This is a genomic window from Peribacillus sedimenti (assembly GCF_046237635.1).
GTDB lineage: Bacteria > Bacillota > Bacilli > Bacillales > DSM-1321 > Peribacillus > Peribacillus sedimenti.
Window position 1 is genome coordinate 676,323 of the sequence record NZ_CP143547.1, and the last position, 18,678, is coordinate 695,000.

The window sequence follows — 18,678 nt, forward strand, 5'->3', positions numbered from 1 at the left end:
ACAAGACAGTCAGCGTCCGCCTATTACTTTACATATTTGGCCGGATACGGAAAGCGTCGGATAATTATTTTACAATTATTTACTATTTTATGAACCCATTCTATATGATGAAAGTAGCGAACTTTGAACAAGGAGTGCTTTGGGATGTTGCTTTTCATCATTTTACTCGCATATATATTAGGATCTATACCATTTGCCCTGATGATTGGAAAACTATTTTTTGGTGTGGATATCAGAGATCATGGGAGCGGGAATCCGGGAGCCACCAACAGTGTACGTGTACTAGGAAAGAAGGCAGGCCTCTTGGTATTTGCAGGTGATGCATTAAAAGGGTTTGCTGCTGCGTCATTGCCCATTGCTTTCCATGTGGATGCCGACCCTCTTTTTATAGGGTTTGTTGCTGTGGCGGCGCATTGTTTCCCGATCTTTGCAGGATTTAAAGGAGGAAAAGCCGTAGCCACAACCTTTGGCGTGCTGCTTTATGCGGATCTGGAATTGCTTGCCGTTGCTCTGGGCTCTTTTGTAGCGATCATACTTTTTACCAAGTATGTGGCACTTGGATCGTTATCGATTGCTCCCTCCCTGCTGTTGTATTCCCTCCTGGACGGCAGCCTATATCAATCTTTGCTGTTCATGGCCTTTATTCCTTTTATGTTTTTTGTTCATCGATCGAATATCAGGAATCTCCGCGATGGGAATGAGCCAAAGATCAATGATAAAACCATCAAGAATGACAAAATTACGAAGGACAGCAATAAAAATACGGATATAAAAACGTAATCATTTTAAAAATCAGAAAAACCCGGAAAATTTACGGGTTTTCAAAATACCGGTCAAGGCATCACTGATAATCAGGTCTAATATAGGCAAATATCTCTTCCGAACCCATGCGAAATTGGTCGGTCACTCGCAGGAAGGAATTTGTCGGTCCATGTGGAATTGATAAAGAAATAGCAATGGCCAGGGGTGAAGGGTAATGAAGGGTTTTGTGTATACAGATTATGATGGAGTAGGTCTGGCTGAATTGATCAAAAGCAGGCAGATATCACAAATGGAGTTGGCAGAAGCCGCCATATCCGAAATTGAAAAAAAGAATCCTAAGCTTAATGCAGTGATACACAAGATGTACGACCAGGCGCGCACCAAGGCAGCCCAAAATGATTGCAGCGGCGAGTTCGCAGGTGTACCCGTCCTTATAAAAGACATCACCCAGGAGATAAAAGGGGAGCCCATGACCAGCGGCTCTAAAGCACTTAAAGGATACATAGCAAAAGATGATTCTGCCTTCGTAAAAAAATTAAGAGATACAGGAACGCTTTTTCTTGGACAAACCAATGTTCCGGAACTGGCTTTAATGGCGATTACGGAACCAGCCTTGCATGGAGCGACACGAAACCCATGGAATACTGAATATACCCCTGGAGGATCGAGCGGCGGTTCAGGTGCCGCAGTTGCATCAGGCATGGTGCCGATCGCTGGAGCCAATGACGGGGGAGGCTCCATCCGGATTCCCGCTGCTTTTAACGGTTTGTTCGGGCTTAAGCCATCCAGGGGCAGAACCCCCGTAGGAAAGACACTGGGAAGGCAATGGCAGGGTGCTTCTGTAGATCATGTTCTGACCCGTTCAGTACGTGACAGTGCTTTAATGCTCGACCTGCTTCATGGATTGGAAAAGGGAGCAGCCTTTCCGTCTCTCCCATTTGACGGAAGTTATCTGGAAGCCTCAAAAACACCAATTGAAAAACCTCTTAGAATTGCTTACAGCACCGTCTCCCCGATTGGAACAGAGGTGCATCCAGAATGCAAAAACGCCGTCATTCATACAGCAAAAATCCTTGAATCCCTTGGGTATATTGTTGAAGAAAAAGAAGCACCTGTGGACGGGAAGAAAATTGCCAACAGCTATATCACCATGTATTTTGGAGAAGTTGCAGCAGCCATTGCGACCATGGAGGACACACTTGGCCGAAAACCGACATTCAAGGATGTGGAGCCGACTACCTGGCTTTTGGGCCTGATCGGCCAATCCACCAACGTCGGGGAATGGGTGCTGAATATGAGGGAGTGGGATAGGGCTGCATTTGCCATGGAGGAATTTTTTGAGACATATGATTTTTATATTACGCCTACGACCGCCTATCCGCCTTCGAAAATCGGCGAGCTGGATCCGTCCCTGTCGGAAAAGCTGCTGATGAGTATCATCGGACGCCTTAAGATGGGGAGTCTGTTAAAGAAGACAGGAATGATCGATCAGCTTGTGGAAAACAGCCTCAAGCGTACCCCTTTTACCCAGCTGGCCAATCTGACAGGGCAGCCGGCGATGAGTGTGCCGCTTCATGCAACACCGGAAGGCATGCCGGTTGGCGTCCAGTTTGTGGCAGCGAGGGGCGAGGAACATCGATTATACCAGATGGCAGGTATGCTGGAACAGCACCATTCTTGGCTGGATGTGAAAAAGAATCCGATGTTTCATTCATTAATGGACATATAATTGATCATGTATATTTAATAGCAGGAGCAATTCACTCCTGCTTGTTTAGATTTTAGCCGAATATGCATACTCGGACATAAATCTAAGGATTCGATTCTGCTTCTCGGATTTCGGTGATAAATCCTGGCAAGCCGATCATAACTTCGGAAATTGGCTTAACACTTACACTTCGAGCATATATGCAAATATATCCTGACTCACTGAAGGAAAAAGTTCCGTATCCTATCTGGTAAATATTTTTTGAATAATTCAATAAATGATGGTCGAATCAAGGTATAATGAAGGGAATTTGAACAACAAAGGTGGATAGAGCATGAAAAAAATCCATTATGGATGGGTTATCCTGGTTATCACGTTTTTCTCGATTATTGTTGCAGGCATCATCCGCTCATCGTCGGGCGTATTCCTTGTCCCGTTTGAAGAAGAATTTGGCTGGGACCGGGCTTTCATTTCCCTGTCATTCGCCATAAGCATTGTTATTTATGGATTTTCCGGGCCATTTATTGCTTCTTTGCTGGACAATATCGGGGTAAGGAAAATGATGCTGGGTGCAATGTCTGTATTAATGGCTGGAATAGCATTGACCTTCTTCATGTCTTATTCATGGCAGCTCATTCTGATCTGGGGCATTACTTTCGGTGTTGGCTCTAGCGTGTTCCTGACAGTTCTCAGTACTTATGTTGCCAACCATTGGTTCGAAAAGAGAAGGGGACTGGTTTTAGGCATACTAACAGCAAGCACGGCTACCGGGCAGCTAATATTTCTGCCGGTCCTGGCCAAAATAATCGAAAAATCTTCGTGGCGATGGGCAATGGGCCTCATTTTGCTGTTAAGCGTAATTATGATCCCGCTAATTTTTCTTTTCATGAAAAATAATCCACGGGAGATAGGCCTGCACCGATATGGCCAGACTGGGGCCGTTCCTGAAGAGAAGGCTTCCGAAAAACGAAACCCGATAAAAATGGCCTTTTCCACTTTAAGGGAGGCTATTCGGGTTAAACAGTTCTGGCTATTGGCAGGCAGTTTTTTTATCTGCGGATTGTCTACTACGGGGTTAATCGGTACACACTTTATCCCCTTGTGCATCAGCTTCGGGATTTCTCAGGTCACAGCTGCCGGATTGATCGCTTTTATGGGAATCTTTGATCTGATCGGCACGACGCTATCGGGCTGGCTGTCAGACCGATATGATAATCGCTGGCTGCTTTTCTGGTATTATGGCCTAAGGGGACTGTCCCTGCTATTGCTTCCTTTTGCACTGGGAGAGAGTTCGTCGTTTTTTCTCATCGTATTTGCAATCTTTTATGGCCTGGATTGGATTGCAACTGTACCTCCTACAATCGGACTTGCCACACAATTATTCGGCCAAGAGAAGAGTGGAATCGTGTATGGATGGGTACTGGCAGCGCATCAGGCCGGGGCGGGAGTGGCAGCTTTTGGCGGCGGCTTGATTTACACCATGATCGGTTCCTATGAGTGGGCGTTTCTGTTTGCCGGCATCTTTTGTTTTGCCGGAAGCATGTTTGTACTTGGGATAAAGAAAAAGCACGCGGATGTGATAGCTGAACAGCCCGCTGCGCAGACGGTAACTTAAAAACCGAATGGCTATCTGATCACGACCTGTACGTGAAAAGTGAGGGTCCGCTGTACCGGTACGGTGAGTAAAAAAGCAACAGCAAACTGCGAAGCTAAACTAATAAATTAACTCAACAGGATGCTGAACAAACAAAAAAGAACACATCCCGCTTCCCTAGCGGGCTACATAAAAAAGCTGTGCCTCAATTATGGCACAGCTCCTTCTTGTTTAGTTTGCATAAAAGTTCTCTGTATAATATGGCCTTGAGTCAGCTCCGAATGCAACCCCTACACCTAAATACTCAAACCCATCATTCAGTATGTTTTTCCTATGGCCGAGTGAGTTCATCAGCCCTTCGTGCGCAAAAATGCTGCTGAATTGCCCTGCGGCTAGGTTCTCTCCAGCGGTTGTAAATACCAATTTATCCTCTTCCATGCGGTCAAAGGGCGATTGGCCCTGCTGGTTCGTATGATTGAAGTAATTGTTCTTTGCCATATCTGCACTGTGTCCGCGAGCCGTTACCTGTACCTCGGGTGACCATTGAAGGACCGGTAAATTGTGATTCACCCTGCTCGCATTTGTCACATCAAATAATTGGTATTCAAATCCTTCCTTCATCTGTTGAGTTCCATTTGTATATAAGCTTTTTTTATCGTTTTCCAAAGTCTCGCTTATGATCTGCATCGATGTTAAGGTGTTTTTTTCATGTTTATCATAAAAAATCGTGACATAGTTTCCATTCATTTTATACAAATCATATTCACTATTCTCTTCCAATTGGTAGTAAACCAATCCCTTTCTCATTCTGGTCAGAGGATCACCTAGCTGTTTATGGACAGTACCCTTCGCAGTGCCAAGCTTGATCCCTTTAGTAGAAGCAATGAGATCCTGATTCGTGTACAGTCCGGCTACTTTATTATTTTCATCATAGGAAACCATCAGGAAATGCTGGTAATTTTTATGATAGGCATGCCACTTTGTCCCGTATTCATTAGAAGTCGACCGCTTGGGTGCGCCAAGCTGCTTCTCTACTTTTTGCCTGGAATCGCCAATAGTAATATTGTAAATGGTAAATACTTGTTTATCGGAAGCTGTGAGGTCTGGCTTTGCCAGCGTTTCATACTCTTGATCTGATTTATTGCCAGGTATCTGTTCCACGGCAGAGTTTAACTGGGCTATCAACTGATTGAATCCGTACACAATATCATCTAAAGCAACAGAGACATCCGGATTCTCTTTGAAGGCAGTAATCTTGGATTCTATATTTTGCTTCATGCCTTGCAATTCAGGCTGCTGTCCAAGTACGGACCATCCAGCGCACAATAATAAAACAAACAGCAGTAAACTGAGCAATCGCATCAATTTATTCTCCTCCATTTCTACCATACTATTTTACCCAAAAAAACGTTTCTGTATGACCAATAAGACTTCTAAAACCTAAAGTAAATAATGGGATAGCAAACTAGCAAAAAAGCTATGGATATAAAAAGCCTGTTTATTCAACTCTTTTTGCAGGAAAAAGGTAACATATATCAGCTGGGAAAAATAATGTTGAAAGTGTTTTCAAATCATGTTAATATTGCTACGTAAACGTTTTCGTAACCGTTTTATCCAGATTGTAAGGTAGGTGGGATATGCCATACACCATCAAGGATGTCGCTAAAAAGGCCAATGTATCTATTGCTACAGTTTCCAGAATACTCAACAATCAAACAGGTTTTTCGGAGAAGACGAAAAAGAAAGTTTTACAGGTTATTGAGGAACTGGGCTATCATCCGAATGCTGTTGCGCGAGGGCTTGTCAATAAGAGGACACATACAATCGGAGTTCTTGTTCCTGCGCTTTCCAGCATGTTCGTAACAGGGGTCCTGAGCGGCATTGAAAAGGCAGCAAATGAAGCAGGGTCAAGCATCATCGTCTGTCACACCGAATCCAAGGGCGGAAAGACGATGAATTATCTACAATTGTTGAATGAAAAACGAATTGACGGCATTATCTTTACTAGTGAAATCTTAAAAGATGAATATTATGAATTCATCAGCAAGATGGGCATACCAATGGTCCTTTTAGCTACTAAATCACCCAAGCATTCTGTGCCTTATGTAAAAGTGGACGATCTGCGTGCTGCCTATACAGCTACAGAGTATCTGCTGAAGAAGGGCCATACGAAAATAGGCATGATCAGCGGAGACGAGCAGGATATAATAGCAGGGATTCCACGGATAGAAGGCTTTAAAAATGCACTTGAAGATTATGGGATAACCGCTGATGACAACAATATAGTGACTTCCAGAGGATTTGGTTTTTTTGATGGAGTGGAAGGTTCGAAGAAATTATTGCAGCAGTCTCCGGATATCACGGCCATCTTTGCCGCGAGTGACGAGATTGCCATTGGAGCCTTATCAAGTGCCTATCAGATGGGCATTAAGGTTCCTGACGAATTGTCCATCATGGGCTATGATAATTTAAGTCTGGCCGAGATGTCCATTCCGCCGCTCACAACCGTTGCACAGCCTCTTGTTGAAATGGGGGAAAAAGCAGCAAAAATGGTCTTCACCATGCTGGATTCTGACCAGCAGGTTGAAAGCATAATCATGCCCCATGAAGTGGTTGAGAGAGTTAGTGTGAAAGAAAAGCGATGACTTTTCTTTTGCGGACTTAAGTAAGCGTTTACGTACCATTTTGTCCAAACTTCCCATTATTTTTTTACGGCTTTAAGTAAACGTTTACACATTTGCGATTTTCACATTTTTTTGTTCAATTACGTAAACGTTTACGTAAAATACAAGCGAATATTTAGGAGGAATCTTTCATGTTTAAAAAAGTAACTGCCGGAGTTATGTCCATTGCATTAGGCGCGACCATCCTTGCAGGCTGTTCATCAAGCAATGAAGCAGATGGAAAAGTGACATTGGAGCTTTTCTCTAATAAGTCTGAAAGCATCCAGACTTATAAAGGCCTTATAAAAGAGTTCGAAAAGAAAAATCCGGATATCAAAATCAAGCTGGAAGCTCCGCCAGAAGCGGAAACCGTACTTAAAACCCGCCTTACCAAAAACGATTTGCCAGATCTTATGTCCATTGCAGGAAATGCTACATATGGTGAGCTGGGACGTGCGGGCGTATTGAACGATTTCTCTGATTCAGAATCAGTTAAAGGAATTCAGCCTTCTTATGTTGACATGATCGGCCGCCTTGTTGGACCGGATGAAAAAGGTGTCTTTGGCCTTCCATACGCCTCCAATGCCAATGCGGTTATTTATAACAAAGAGAAATTTGAAAAGCTTGGCCTCCAGGTTCCAAAAACTTGGGATGAATTCGTAGCTGCATTAGATAAAGCAAAGGCAGCCGGAGAAATCCCGATTTACTTCACATTGAAGGATGCATGGACTGGCATGATTGCATGGAACTCACTTGGTGCCAACATCGCAGGTGAAGACTTTGCCGAAAAGAAAAACGATGGCAAGGCATCATTCGTTGAAAATTACGATGAAGTGGCTGATAAAATGATGACGCTTACTCAATACGGCCACAAAGATAACATGGGTGTTGCTTACGGGGATGGAAACAATGCATTCGCAAACGGAAAAGGTGTGTTCTACCTGCAAGGGAACTGGGCAATCCCAGAAATCCTTAAAGCCAACCCGGATATGAAGCTTGGAGTATTCCCAATGCCTGTTACAAATGACCCTGCCAAGAACAAGTTGGTTTCCGGTGTCGATGTATTGCTGACTATGAACAAAGATACAGAGCATAAAGAAGAAGCTCAGAAGTTCATCGATTTTATGATGAATAAGGAAATTGCGAAGAGATATATTGACGAACAAAAGGCGTTCTCTGCCATTGAAGGTGTGTACCAGGAAGACGCAGTGTTTGAAGGAATCAAAGGCAACTTTGAAAGCGGAGCAATTACAAGCTTCCCAGACCATTACTATCCAGCAGGAATGGGTGCTGAAAACCTTGTTCAAGAGTACTTGATCAAAAAGGACAAGCAAAAATCCCTCGAGAAGCTGGATAAAGAGTGGGAAAAGGTATCTAACCGGTAAAACGGATACTGGTTTACAAGGAACATGGAAGGGGCATCTGGCCAGGATGCCCTGAAGTTCCTGATTAAGATGGCTATCATAATGCCCTGCTTCTTTTTTTCTCTGAAAAAAAAGCATCGATGAACAGCTTTTTTTTCACAGGGAAAAAGCGGCCGGGAGCAATATATGCAAAGCGTTGCTACTTAGGATAAGGAGATGTTTGCAAGGTGAAAAAGAAAAATAACGTATACTACCTGATCGCCATTCCCGCGTTTGTTCTTTTCTTTATATTTCATACGTATCCTGCTTTGCAGGGAATCTTTTATAGCTTTACTGACTGGAAGGGATATGGCGACTGGAGCTTTGTCGGGCTGAAGAACTATCTCAATGTATTTGAGGATGGACGCGCAGGGGATGCCTATCTATTTACATTCAAGTTTGCAATTCTTGCAACGATCATTGTCAATATCATCAGTTTAGTGGTTGCGATGGGATTAAATTCAAAAATCAAATTTCACAAAACACTTCGGGCAGTTTATTTCATGCCTTATATATTAAGTATTTTAATTGTAGGTTTTATCTTTAACTTTATTTTCGCGCATTTTCTTCCGCAGCTTGGAGAAATGCTTGGCCTTGAATTCCTGTCGAAGAATATCCTAGGAGACCCGGACCTGGCATGGGTCGGGATCGTAATTGTTGCCGTATGGCAGGCTGTTTCTTTCAACACCATTCTTTACTTGGCAGGCCTCGTTACGATACCGGAAGACATTTATGAGGCAGCAAGCATTGACGGGGCTGGTGTTTGGACAAAATTCTGGAAAATTACCTTCCCGATGATTGCCGCATTCTTCACGATCAATATGGTACTTTCCATGAAGGGCTTCTTGATGGTATTTGACCAGATCGTTGCATTGACTGGCGGCGGTCCTGGTAAATCGACAGAATCTATTTCACTGCTAATCTATCGCGGAGGTTTTGAAGGAGGGGAGTTTGCCTATCAATCGGCAAATGCTGTCATCTACTTCATTATCATTGTAGTAGTCTCCGTCGTTCAACTAAAAATTCTAGGGAAAAGAGAGGCGGATAACTGATGAAACGCAAAAAAACAAGCTGGCTGATTACGTCCCTCTTAATATTAGGTTCATTATTCATTCTGTTCCCGCTATATTTAACTATAACAATCGCCTTTAAAACACCGCAGGAGTTGGCCGGAAACCTGCTTGCCCTCCCGCAGTCCTGGTCTTTTGACAACTTCAAACAGGCGATCGAAATGACAAACTTCTTCAGCGCATTGAAAAACAGTGCATTCGTGACCATCTTCGTTGTGATTTTTACGGTGCTGAGCAATTCCCTGGTTGCTTATGCAATCGCTCGAAATCTGCATAAGAAGTTTTTTAAGTCATTGTACTACTACTTTTTAAGCGCGATGTTCATCCCGTTTCCGATTATCATGCTGCCGCTTGTAAAACAAACAAGCGCATGGGGAATGGACAATTTGGTCGGCCTTATAATCTTATATATTGTGTTTAACTTGTCCTTTAATGTATTCATCTATATTGGCTACATCCGCTCCATACCAACTGAGCTGGAGGAAGCGGCGATTATGGATGGGGCTAGCACATGGGGGGTTTTTTGGAAAGTCATCTTCCCGCTTTTGGCGCCTATGAACGCAACTGTCGCCATAATTACGTGCCTCGGTGCATGGAATGACTTTATGCTGCCGCTTGTCTTGTTAAGTGACCGCGATATGGCTACTTTGCCATTGGTGCAGTATATTTTCCAATCTCAGTTCAGCACGGATTATAATCTGGCATTCGCATCCTATTTAATGGCACTTGCTCCTATGATCATAGTGTACATCTTTGCCCAAAAATGGATCATAAGCGGCGTCATGAAAGGTTCAATTAAATAAACCGGCAGTTTCTTACCTGAGTCTGCCAACCATACAGTGTTAAAAAATGACATCGAACGGAGTGTATGACATGAACAAAATATGGTGGAAAGAAAGCGTTATATATCAAATCTATCCAAGGAGCTTTAAGGACAGCAATGGAGACGGTATTGGAGACCTGAACGGGATTACGGAAAAGCTTCCATATCTACAGGAATTGGGAGTGGATATAATCTGGCTTTCCCCGGTTTTCAAATCTCCTAACGATGACAATGGATATGATATATCCGACTATAGGGACATCATGGATGAGTTCGGCACAATGGAGGATTTCGATCGCATGCTTGAAGAGGCACACAAACATGGAATCAAAATCATGATGGATCTGGTTGTCAACCACTCCAGTGACGAGCACAAATGGTTCCAGGAATCCAGGAAGTCAGTCGATAATCCATATAGGGACTACTATATCTGGAAAAAGCCTGTGGACGGAGAACCGCCTACCAACTGGGGAGCGGCCTTTGGCGGAAGTGTATGGGAATTTGACGAGCTGACAGGCGAATACTACCTGCATTTATTCAGTAAAAAGCAGCCAGATTTGAACTGGGAAAACCCAAAGCTAAGGCAGGAAGTATATGAAATGATGCGCTATTGGCTGGACAAAGGCATCGATGGATTCCGTATGGATGTCATCAACTTCATTTCCAAGGATACCAGCTATCCGCAAGGCGAAATTCGTGACGGCCATAATTATGGAAATGGAAGCAAGTACTATATGAATGGGCCACGCATCCATGAATTTTTACAGGAAATGAATAAAGAAGCGTTAAGCCCGTATGAAACGATCACGGTCGGAGAGATGCCTGGCGTAAACGTGGAGCAAGGAAAGCTGTATACAGGCGAAAATAGAAATGAATTAAACATGGTGTTCCACTTTGAGCATGTTGGTTTGGGCGATGGAAATTACGGGAAATGGGATCCGAATCCATGGAAGCTCACTGATTTGAAGAAGATTTTTACAAAATGGCAAAAGGACCTGGAGAACGAAGGCTGGAACAGCTTATATTGGAGCAATCATGACCAGCCGCGCGCTATTTCACGATGGGGAAATGACTCGGAAGAATACAGGGTTATCTCTGGAAAAATGATTGCCACCTGCCTGCATATGATGCAGGGCTCCCCTTATATTTACCAGGGTGAAGAAATCGGGATGACCAATGTGAAGTTTGAAAGCATTGAAGACTACCGTGATATTGAAACCTTGAACGCATATCGTGACCTGACGGAAGGGTCCCTGACTCATGAGGAAATCTTTAAGGGAATATATGAAAGAAGCCGGGATAATGCGCGGACCCCCATTCAATGGGATGACAGTGAAAACGCTGGCTTTACTGCTGGCACACCTTGGATTAACGTAAACCCGAACTTTAAGGAAATCAATGCGGAGGCTGTATTAAAGGATCCTGAGTCTATTTTTTACTATTATAAACAATTAATTCAGCTAAGAAAGCGCAATGAAATTGTTGTGTACGGCAGCTATGACTTACTTTTGGAGGATGACGAGCAAATTTTTGCCTACACAAGAACCCTTGGCGACGAAAAGCTTCTGGTCATCTGTAATTTCAGCGGGGAAAGACCCGAGTTCAACCTCCCTGACGGCATCGAATATACAAAAAAGGAATTGTTGATTTCCAACTGTGATGCAGATTCAAATGAATCCATCGCAAAGCTTGAACTGGGGCCATATGAGGCCAGAGTGTATAGGCTGATTAAGTAAAACCTTTATGGACCGCTTTTACAGGGTCCTTTTTTAAGGTACAGGCGCAAGTGTTGTAACCGTTTTTATTTTCCGTGTTAAAATGACGGTGGAGTGTAAACGTTTTATCAAGAGTAGATGGTCCTTACGTTAGAAATGGGGAGTGGAATATGAATAAAAAATGGTGGAAAGAAGCGGTTGTGTATCAGATTTATTGGCGCAGCTTTTATGACAGTGATGGAGATGGGTATGGAGACCTTGAAGGAGTGATACAGAAGCTTGATTATGTGAAGAGCCTTGGAGTGGATGTAATCTGGCTGAATCCGTTCTATAAATCTCCTGATCGTGATAATGGCTATGATATTTCGGATTACTATGGTGTAATGGAAAAATCTGGAGATATGGAGACGTTTGAAAGGTTGCTTGCTGAAATCCACAACCGTGGAATGAAGGTCATCATGGATTTAGTAGTCAACCACACATCAGACCAGCATCCATGGTTCATTGAGTCAAAGTCGTCCAAAGATCATCCAAAGCGCGACTGGTACATTTGGAAGGATCCTAAGGATGGACGGGAACCGAATAACTGGCGCTCTTACTTTGAACCATCGACCTGGGAATACGATGAAACAACCGGGCAATATTACTTCCATTCCTTCGCGGTGGCACAGCCTGATTTAAACTGGAAGAATCCTGAGCTTCGAAATGAAATTTATAAGATGATGCGTTTTTGGCTCGACAAAGGTATTGATGGCTTCCGGATGGATGTCATCAATCTTCTTGCAAAGGTAGACGGTTTTCCGGATGCAGAGAATCCGTACGATATCAGCTACCTCGCAGATAATCCCGGCATCCATGAATATCTTCAGGAGATGAATCGGGAAGTGCTTCAGCATTATGATTCGATGACGGTGGGAGAAATCCCGTTTGTTACGCCGGAAACAGGTCTCTTGTATGTTCACGAAGACCGCAATGAATTGAATACCTTATTCCATTTTCAGGTTGCGGATGAAATGGCTACCTGGGACATGCTTCGCTATAAACAAATTCAGACGGCATGGTATGAGGGGTTGAAACAAAAAGGATGGAACTCTCAATTTCTTAATAACCACGACCATACAAGACAGGTGACCCGCTATGGCAATGACAAGGAGTACCGGGAACAATCGGCCAAGCTTCTTGCTACGATGGTCCATACTCTGCCGGGCACGGCTTATATTTACCAGGGCGAAGAAATTGGAATGACTGGCGTTCGTTTTGATTCCATAGATGACTATGATGATATTGCTATGAAAAATAAATATAAAGAAGCTGTGGAGAATGGGGGGGACCCGCAAGAGGTATTTGAAAGCCTTCTTTTGCTCAGCCGTGATAATTCCCGGACCCCTATGCAATGGAATACTTCGCCTGAAGCTGGTTTCACGACAGGAACCCCTTGGATCAAGGTAAACCCAAATTTTACAGAGATCAATGTTCAGAACGCACTTGCTGACGAGAATTCGGTTTTTTACTATTACAAGAAACTCATTGCTTTGCGAAAAGAGAATGCGGTTATGGTGTATGGGGATTTTAAAGATCTCTCAGAAGGCGATGAACATATGTATATGTATACGCGGTCTTTAGAAGGACGTACATGGCTTGTGATCCTCAATCATTCCGATGAAGCGCGGGAAATTGGCATTCCGGAGAAGTACCGGAATTTGGACAGGACTTTGATTATCGCAAATTATCCTGAACAGTCAGAGGAAGCGACTCTCTCACTTCAGCCGCATGAAGCACGGATTTATGAAATCATCACCAAATAATATGGAGGAGCTGCTCTTGGGGGCAGTTCCTTTTTTATTGTATTTGAGTTTAAAAAAATAAGACTGGCTCGCCGAATGGTGAGTCAGTCCTTTTGATGGTCCGGATGACAGAAACAGTTGATGGTGTGGTCATTCACTACGCCAGTTGCCTGTAAAAACGCATAACAGATAGTGGTACCGAAAAATTTAAAGCCTCGCTTTTTTAAATCTTTGCTAATTGCGTCACTCAGTTCGGTACGGGCCGGGACTTCCTGCAACGACTTCCATCTATTAAAGATTGGAGTCCCCCCTGTATAGTTCCATAGATAGGAAGAAAAACTTCCAAATTCATTTTGGATTTTCTTGAAGGCCTGGGCATTGGTAACGAGCGAATCGATTTTAAGCCTATGTCGAATGATTCCCTCGTTCTGCATTAAGGCAGCTAATTTTGATTCATCATAAAGTGCAATTTTATCCACATCAAAGCCGTCCAGGCAATCCCGGTAATTTTCCCGCCTTTTTAAAACGGTGAACCAGCTAAGGCCCGCCTGAGCGCCCTCTAATACCAGCATTTCAAATAAATATCTGTCATCGTGTCTGGGTATGCCCCATTCCTCATCATGGTATTTTATATAAAGCGGGTCAGCAGTGACCCAGCCGCAGCGCTCCATAATTTCACCTTCTTGTTCAATATGTACGGTATCTCTGACCTCCGGCCTGCTGCTCAGCCTTTTCTTGATATTTCGGCCAGCTGTTGATTAAGGTTTTGCAGCTCTTCTTCTATTCCTTGAAGCTGTTTCTCTAAAGGAGAGATATTGCCATTTACCGATTCCAGCCGCTCCAGATCGTTCTGCAGCCGAATGTAATCTGATTTAAGATCCTGTATTTTGTATTCAATCTCCGATTTGTTCATCTCCATGCCTCTTTTCCATATCTTTATCTTTATATTATCTCACATTATGTACTCTATCTATAAGCGTTTTACCTGCGAACTAAAAAACGGTAAAGGGCTTACATAAAACCGTTCTTGCTCCATTGTTAAGTGCTTGCTTTTTTGATATGGTAAAAATATACTACATTCCTTTTCACAGGTTTTCTAGCATAGAACAAGGGGACACAGGCGATGAAAAAGAGGATACATAATCGAAAAGTATATCTGATTTTAGGATTTTTGGTCTTAGCAAAAATGTTGGAGGCAACTCTTCACTCCCTCTTTCCAACAACACATATCATGGCAACATTGCTGGACGAAGCAATATTTCCTGCTACATTTTTAATTGTCTTTATTGTATTAAAAGATATACAAAAATCTGCGGAAGAACTTCATAAGAATAGGCAGAGATTAAAAAATATTTTTGATACGCTTGATATTGCGATTTGGTCACATCATTTGAAAACTGATACGCTGCTGATTACGCCCGGCATCGTCAAGATTTATGGCTATTCCTCAGAGGAATTTTATCAGGATCATGATTTATGGAAGAAAGCAATCCATCCGGATGATCTATATCGTTTAGAAGAAAGAGGTAAATTACTGCAGCAAGGGCAAGCGGTGACCAGCATTTACCGCATCATCCGTTCGAATGGTGAGGTCCGATGGGTACAAGACCGGGGGATTCCTACCTTAAATGACGCTGGTGAATTCGTCGATTTTACAAGTGTGCTCTTGGATATCACAACGAGGAAAGAGAGTGAGAACCGATACAGGGGCTTGGCAGATATGTCATCCGACATAATAGCAGTATACAGCAGGGGCAAAATCGATTATATCAATGAAGCCGGGGCGCAGCTATTTGGGGCGAAGGATTATAATCTAATTGGAGAGCCCATTACTACATTGGTTCCTGTTCCTGTTCTGGAACAAATCAAAAGCAGGGAAATGACAGTCAACTATAATGAAAATGAAAAAATGACATTCGAGTATCAGGCTTTAAGGCTGGATGGCAGGTATATGGAAGTTGAAATGACGGTAATGCCTATCTTTTATGAAGGAAGAGCCGCGAGGCAGATCGTGGGAAGAGATATTTCAGCAAAGAAAAAATCCGAGAGAACCATTCAATATATGGCCTATTATGATGCATTAACCGGCTTGCCAAATCGGCATTTGTTCAGAAAACACTTGAGTGATGTATTAAATAATGATAAAAATCCGAAGCTGGCAGTTTTATTTTTAGATTTGGACCGTTTCAAGATCATAAATGATACAAAGGGACATCGTGTGGGAGACCTTCTGTTAAAATCGGTCGCGAGGAGGCTGGGAAGCGCCCTTTTAAACGATGGTATTGTTTCACGGCAGGGAGGAGATGAATTTCTCATCCTGCTGGAACATGCAGAGAGAGAAAAGGTTGTGGAAGTCGCAGGGCGGATCCTTTCAGAGTTCGCTATGCCAATCGAGGTAAATGACGAGGAATTCTTTGTAACTACAAGTATAGGAATCAGCATGTATCCTGATGACGGGTATGACGAGGAGACTTTGATCAAGCACGCTGATACAGCCATGTACCTGGCGAAAGACAAGGGCAAAAACAATTTTCAGTTTTATACCTCTCAGCTTCAGGGGCTTTCATCCCGCAAGATGGAGCTGGAGAATGGATTGAGAAGGGCCCTGGAGCAAAATCAGCTCAAACTCTACTACCAGCCCCAGGTGAATTTGGAAAACGGTGAGATCATCGGGAACGAAGCACTTATCCGTTGGGACCATCCCGAGCATGGGCTGATTTCTCCTGCCGAGTTTATCCCGCTGGCTGAAGAAACAGGACTTATTGTCCCGATTGGAAAATGGGTTTTACAGCAAGCGTGTGAACAAAATATGATTTGGCAAAGAAATGGCTTGAAAAATGTGCCGGTAGCCGTAAATATCTCAGTACGGCAAATTCAGGAAGATGATTTTGTTGATCATGTAAAATCAGTCATACTTCAAACACATATTGATCCAAGCTTTCTAGAACTGGAAATAACCGAGAGCATAATGCAAAATATCGAGAGGTCCAATGTAGTTCTCAACGAATTGAAACAACTTGGTGTGAAAATTTCGATTGACGATTTTGGGACAGGCTATTCTTCCTTAAACTATTTACGCCATCTTCCAATCGACAGCATTAAAATTGATAAATCCTTTGTTGATGATATCATCAGCCATTCCAATCAAGGGGCTATGGTTAAAACAATCATCGATATGGGCCTCAACCTTGATTTCTCCATAATCGCGGAAGGAATAGAGAAAGAGGAGCAAGTAGAATTTCTAAGACGTAACACATGCCTTGCTGGACAAGGATACTTCTATAGTAGACCGCTGCCTGCAGAAGAAGTTGAAGAGATCCTGGCAGCAGGTACAGCATCACCGGGTGTCCCTATCTAATCGGGGCACCTTTTCCTGTACCAAAAGCAAGGCTTCTTGTAAGTATCACCGAATAAGAGTCGAATTTAGAATTTTCCCCTCTATGCAATTGTATTTGTCTTTCCCCTGGTACAAGACGACAGCATCCAATATTGGTCAGCCCCCCAGAAATAAATTGGGCTGGCCAAAGGTTGGGATTTTTGCGCAATGAGGAAAAAATCGGTCTAATAGCATTGGGACAACAATTGTAAAGCTTAAAAAAGTGGAGGGGAAAAGTATTTGTCTCTGGTTTGGATGCGATAAATGGCACTCCCATCCTTGATATCAAATCAGTTATGAAAGATTTCCTGCTAACACCAGACGTACAGCAGTCTGGTGCGGCAACTGAGTTAATGGCTTGGCTGATTATTGAAAGGGATAAATGTCTATTGCACCGAACAGGCTTTACCTTTATATTATGTAGTGTGGCTGACTTTCTGAAACATTTGTTAAAAAAGTGTTGACTTCTTTGTTGAAAGTAGCTATTATTAGAAAGTCGCCGATAACAAGGCATGACTTAAGAAAAAAGAAATTTTTTCGTAGAAGTTGACAACTGATTGATACCATGTTATATTAATAAAGTCGCTTCTGAGAGAAACGGCATTGAGATTGCTCTTTGAAAACTGAACAAAACAAGCGCCAGATTCTTGTTTCTTCTATAAGAAATAAGACGTCTAAATAATAGTGAGTACACACTTTAAAAGTACAAGAGTTAAGGATCATCGGCTAAGATCGTCACGTCCTGTGACAACGCCGATGTTAGCACATCCATGTGCGTCACAAATTCTATCGGAGAGTTTGATCCTGGCTCAGGACGAACGCTGGCGGCGTGCCTAATACATGCAAGTCGAGCGGACAGAAGGGAGCTTGCTCCCGGAAGTCAGCGGCGGACGGGTGAGTAACACGTGGGCAACCTGCCTGTAAGACTGGGATAACTTCGGGAAACCGGAGCTAATACCGGATAGGTTCTTCCCCCGCATGGGGGAGGATGGAAAGACGGTTTCGGCTGTCACTTACAGATGGGCCCGCGGCGCATTAGCTAGTTGGTGGGGTAATGGCCCACCAAGGCGACGATGCGTAGCCGACCTGAGAGGGTGATCGGCCACACTGGGACTGAGACACGGCCCAGACTCCTACGGGAGGCAGCAGTAGGGAATCTTCCGCAATGGACGAAAGTCTGACGGAGCAACGCCGCGTGAGCGAAGAAGGCCTTCGGGTCGTAAAGCTCTGTTGTCAGGGAAGAACAAGTGCCAGAGTAACTGCTGGCACCTTGACGGTACCTGACCAGAAAGCCACGGCTAACTACGTGCCAGCAGCCGCGGTAATACGTAGGTGGCAAGCGTTGTCCGGAATTATTGGGCGTAAAGCGCGCGCAGGCGGTCCTTTAAGTCTGATGTGAAAGCCCACGGCTCAACCGTGGAGGGTCATTGGAAACTGGGGGACTTGAGTGCAGAAGAGGAGAGTGGAATTCCACGTGTAGCGGTGAAATGCGTAGAGATGTGGAGGAACACCAGTGGCGAAGGCGACTCTCTGGTCTGTAACTGACGCTGAGGCGCGAAAGCGTGGGGAGCGAACAGGATTAGATACCCTGGTAGTCCACGCCGTAAACGATGAGTGCTAAGTGTTAGAGGGTTTCCGCCCTTTAGTGCTGCAGCAAACGCATTAAGCACTCCGCCTGGGGAGTACGGCCGCAAGGCTGAAACTCAAAGGAATTGACGGGGGCCCGCACAAGCGGTGGAGCATGTGGTTTAATTCGAAGCAACGCGAAGAACCTTACCAG

The 18,678-nt window shown here is 43.8% G+C and carries 13 protein-coding genes and 1 rRNA gene (1 of these 14 cut by a window edge); 11 read left to right on the plus strand and 3 right to left on the minus strand.

What is annotated here, in order from left to right; translation table 11 throughout:
- The first annotated feature begins 144 nt into the window (after positions 1-144).
- The 3 genes from plsY (at position 145) to V1500_RS03490 (ending at position 4,085) form a co-directional block, all read left to right on the plus strand.
- Positions 145-780, plus strand: coding sequence for a glycerol-3-phosphate 1-O-acyltransferase PlsY (gene plsY / locus V1500_RS03480; protein WP_409304219.1), 636 nt, complete (start codon positions 145-147; stop codon positions 778-780).
- A gap of 196 nt (positions 781-976) precedes the next feature.
- Positions 977-2,491, plus strand: coding sequence for an amidase (locus V1500_RS03485; RefSeq protein ID WP_409304220.1), 1,515 nt, complete (start codon positions 977-979; stop codon positions 2,489-2,491).
- A gap of 313 nt (positions 2,492-2,804) precedes the next feature.
- Positions 2,805-4,085 carry an MFS transporter gene (locus V1500_RS03490; protein ID WP_409304221.1) on the plus strand — a complete coding sequence of 427 codons (1,281 nt, stop codon included), beginning with the start codon at positions 2,805-2,807 and terminating at the stop codon, positions 4,083-4,085.
- Positions 4,086-4,295: 210 nt separating this feature from the next.
- Here the strand turns inward: V1500_RS03490 and V1500_RS03495 are convergent, their stop codons facing one another.
- Positions 4,296-5,426 (minus strand): CAP domain-containing protein, encoded by a 1,131-nt coding sequence (locus V1500_RS03495; protein ID WP_409304222.1) that lies wholly within the window; start codon positions 5,424-5,426, stop codon positions 4,296-4,298.
- Between the two features lie 275 nt (positions 5,427-5,701).
- On the opposite strand from V1500_RS03495, the gene V1500_RS03500 reads away from it, so the two are divergent.
- The 6 genes from V1500_RS03500 (at position 5,702) to V1500_RS03525 (ending at position 13,543) form a co-directional block, all read left to right on the plus strand.
- Positions 5,702-6,709 carry a LacI family DNA-binding transcriptional regulator gene (locus V1500_RS03500; protein WP_409304223.1) on the plus strand — a complete coding sequence of 336 codons (1,008 nt, stop codon included), beginning with the start codon at positions 5,702-5,704 and terminating at the stop codon, positions 6,707-6,709.
- 170 nt (positions 6,710-6,879) lie between these two features.
- The gene (locus tag V1500_RS03505; protein ID WP_409304224.1) at positions 6,880-8,112 is read left to right on the plus strand and encodes an ABC transporter substrate-binding protein; all 1,233 of its coding nucleotides are present in this window, start codon (positions 6,880-6,882) and stop codon (positions 8,110-8,112) included.
- A gap of 206 nt (positions 8,113-8,318) precedes the next feature.
- On the plus strand, positions 8,319-9,182 hold the full coding sequence (locus tag V1500_RS03510; protein ID WP_409304225.1) for a carbohydrate ABC transporter permease: 864 nt from the start codon (positions 8,319-8,321) through the stop codon (positions 9,180-9,182).
- Positions 9,182-10,003, plus strand: a complete 822-nt coding sequence (locus V1500_RS03515; RefSeq protein ID WP_409304226.1) for a carbohydrate ABC transporter permease — start codon at positions 9,182-9,184, stop codon at positions 10,001-10,003. The genes V1500_RS03510 and V1500_RS03515 overlap by 1 nt, the downstream gene beginning before the upstream one ends.
- A 70-nt stretch (positions 10,004-10,073) precedes the next feature.
- Complete coding sequence (locus V1500_RS03520) at positions 10,074-11,759, plus strand: glycoside hydrolase family 13 protein (RefSeq protein WP_409304227.1); 1,686 nt, start codon at positions 10,074-10,076, stop codon at positions 11,757-11,759.
- 149 nt (positions 11,760-11,908) lie between these two features.
- A complete protein-coding gene (locus V1500_RS03525) occupies positions 11,909-13,543 on the plus strand; it encodes a glycoside hydrolase family 13 protein (protein WP_409304228.1) in 1,635 nt (544 codons plus the stop codon).
- 83 nt (positions 13,544-13,626) lie between these two features.
- Here the strand turns inward: V1500_RS03525 and V1500_RS03530 are convergent, their stop codons facing one another.
- Positions 13,627-14,193: a DNA-3-methyladenine glycosylase I gene (locus V1500_RS03530; protein WP_409304229.1), complete on the minus strand. Its 567-nt coding sequence runs from the start codon at positions 14,191-14,193 to the stop codon at positions 13,627-13,629.
- A 53-nt stretch (positions 14,194-14,246) separates the two neighbouring features.
- Positions 14,247-14,435, minus strand: coding sequence for an SE1832 family protein (locus V1500_RS03535; protein WP_409304230.1), 189 nt, complete (start codon positions 14,433-14,435; stop codon positions 14,247-14,249).
- Positions 14,436-14,645: 210 nt separating this feature from the next.
- On the opposite strand from V1500_RS03535, the gene V1500_RS03540 reads away from it, so the two are divergent.
- Both V1500_RS03540 and V1500_RS03545 read left to right on the plus strand, forming a co-directional pair.
- Positions 14,646-16,880 carry an EAL domain-containing protein gene (locus V1500_RS03540; protein ID WP_409304231.1) on the plus strand — a complete coding sequence of 745 codons (2,235 nt, stop codon included), beginning with the start codon at positions 14,646-14,648 and terminating at the stop codon, positions 16,878-16,880.
- Positions 16,881-17,684: 804 nt separating this feature from the next.
- Positions 17,685-18,678: ribosomal RNA gene (locus tag V1500_RS03545) — 16S ribosomal RNA — on the plus strand (it continues 556 nt past the right edge of the window).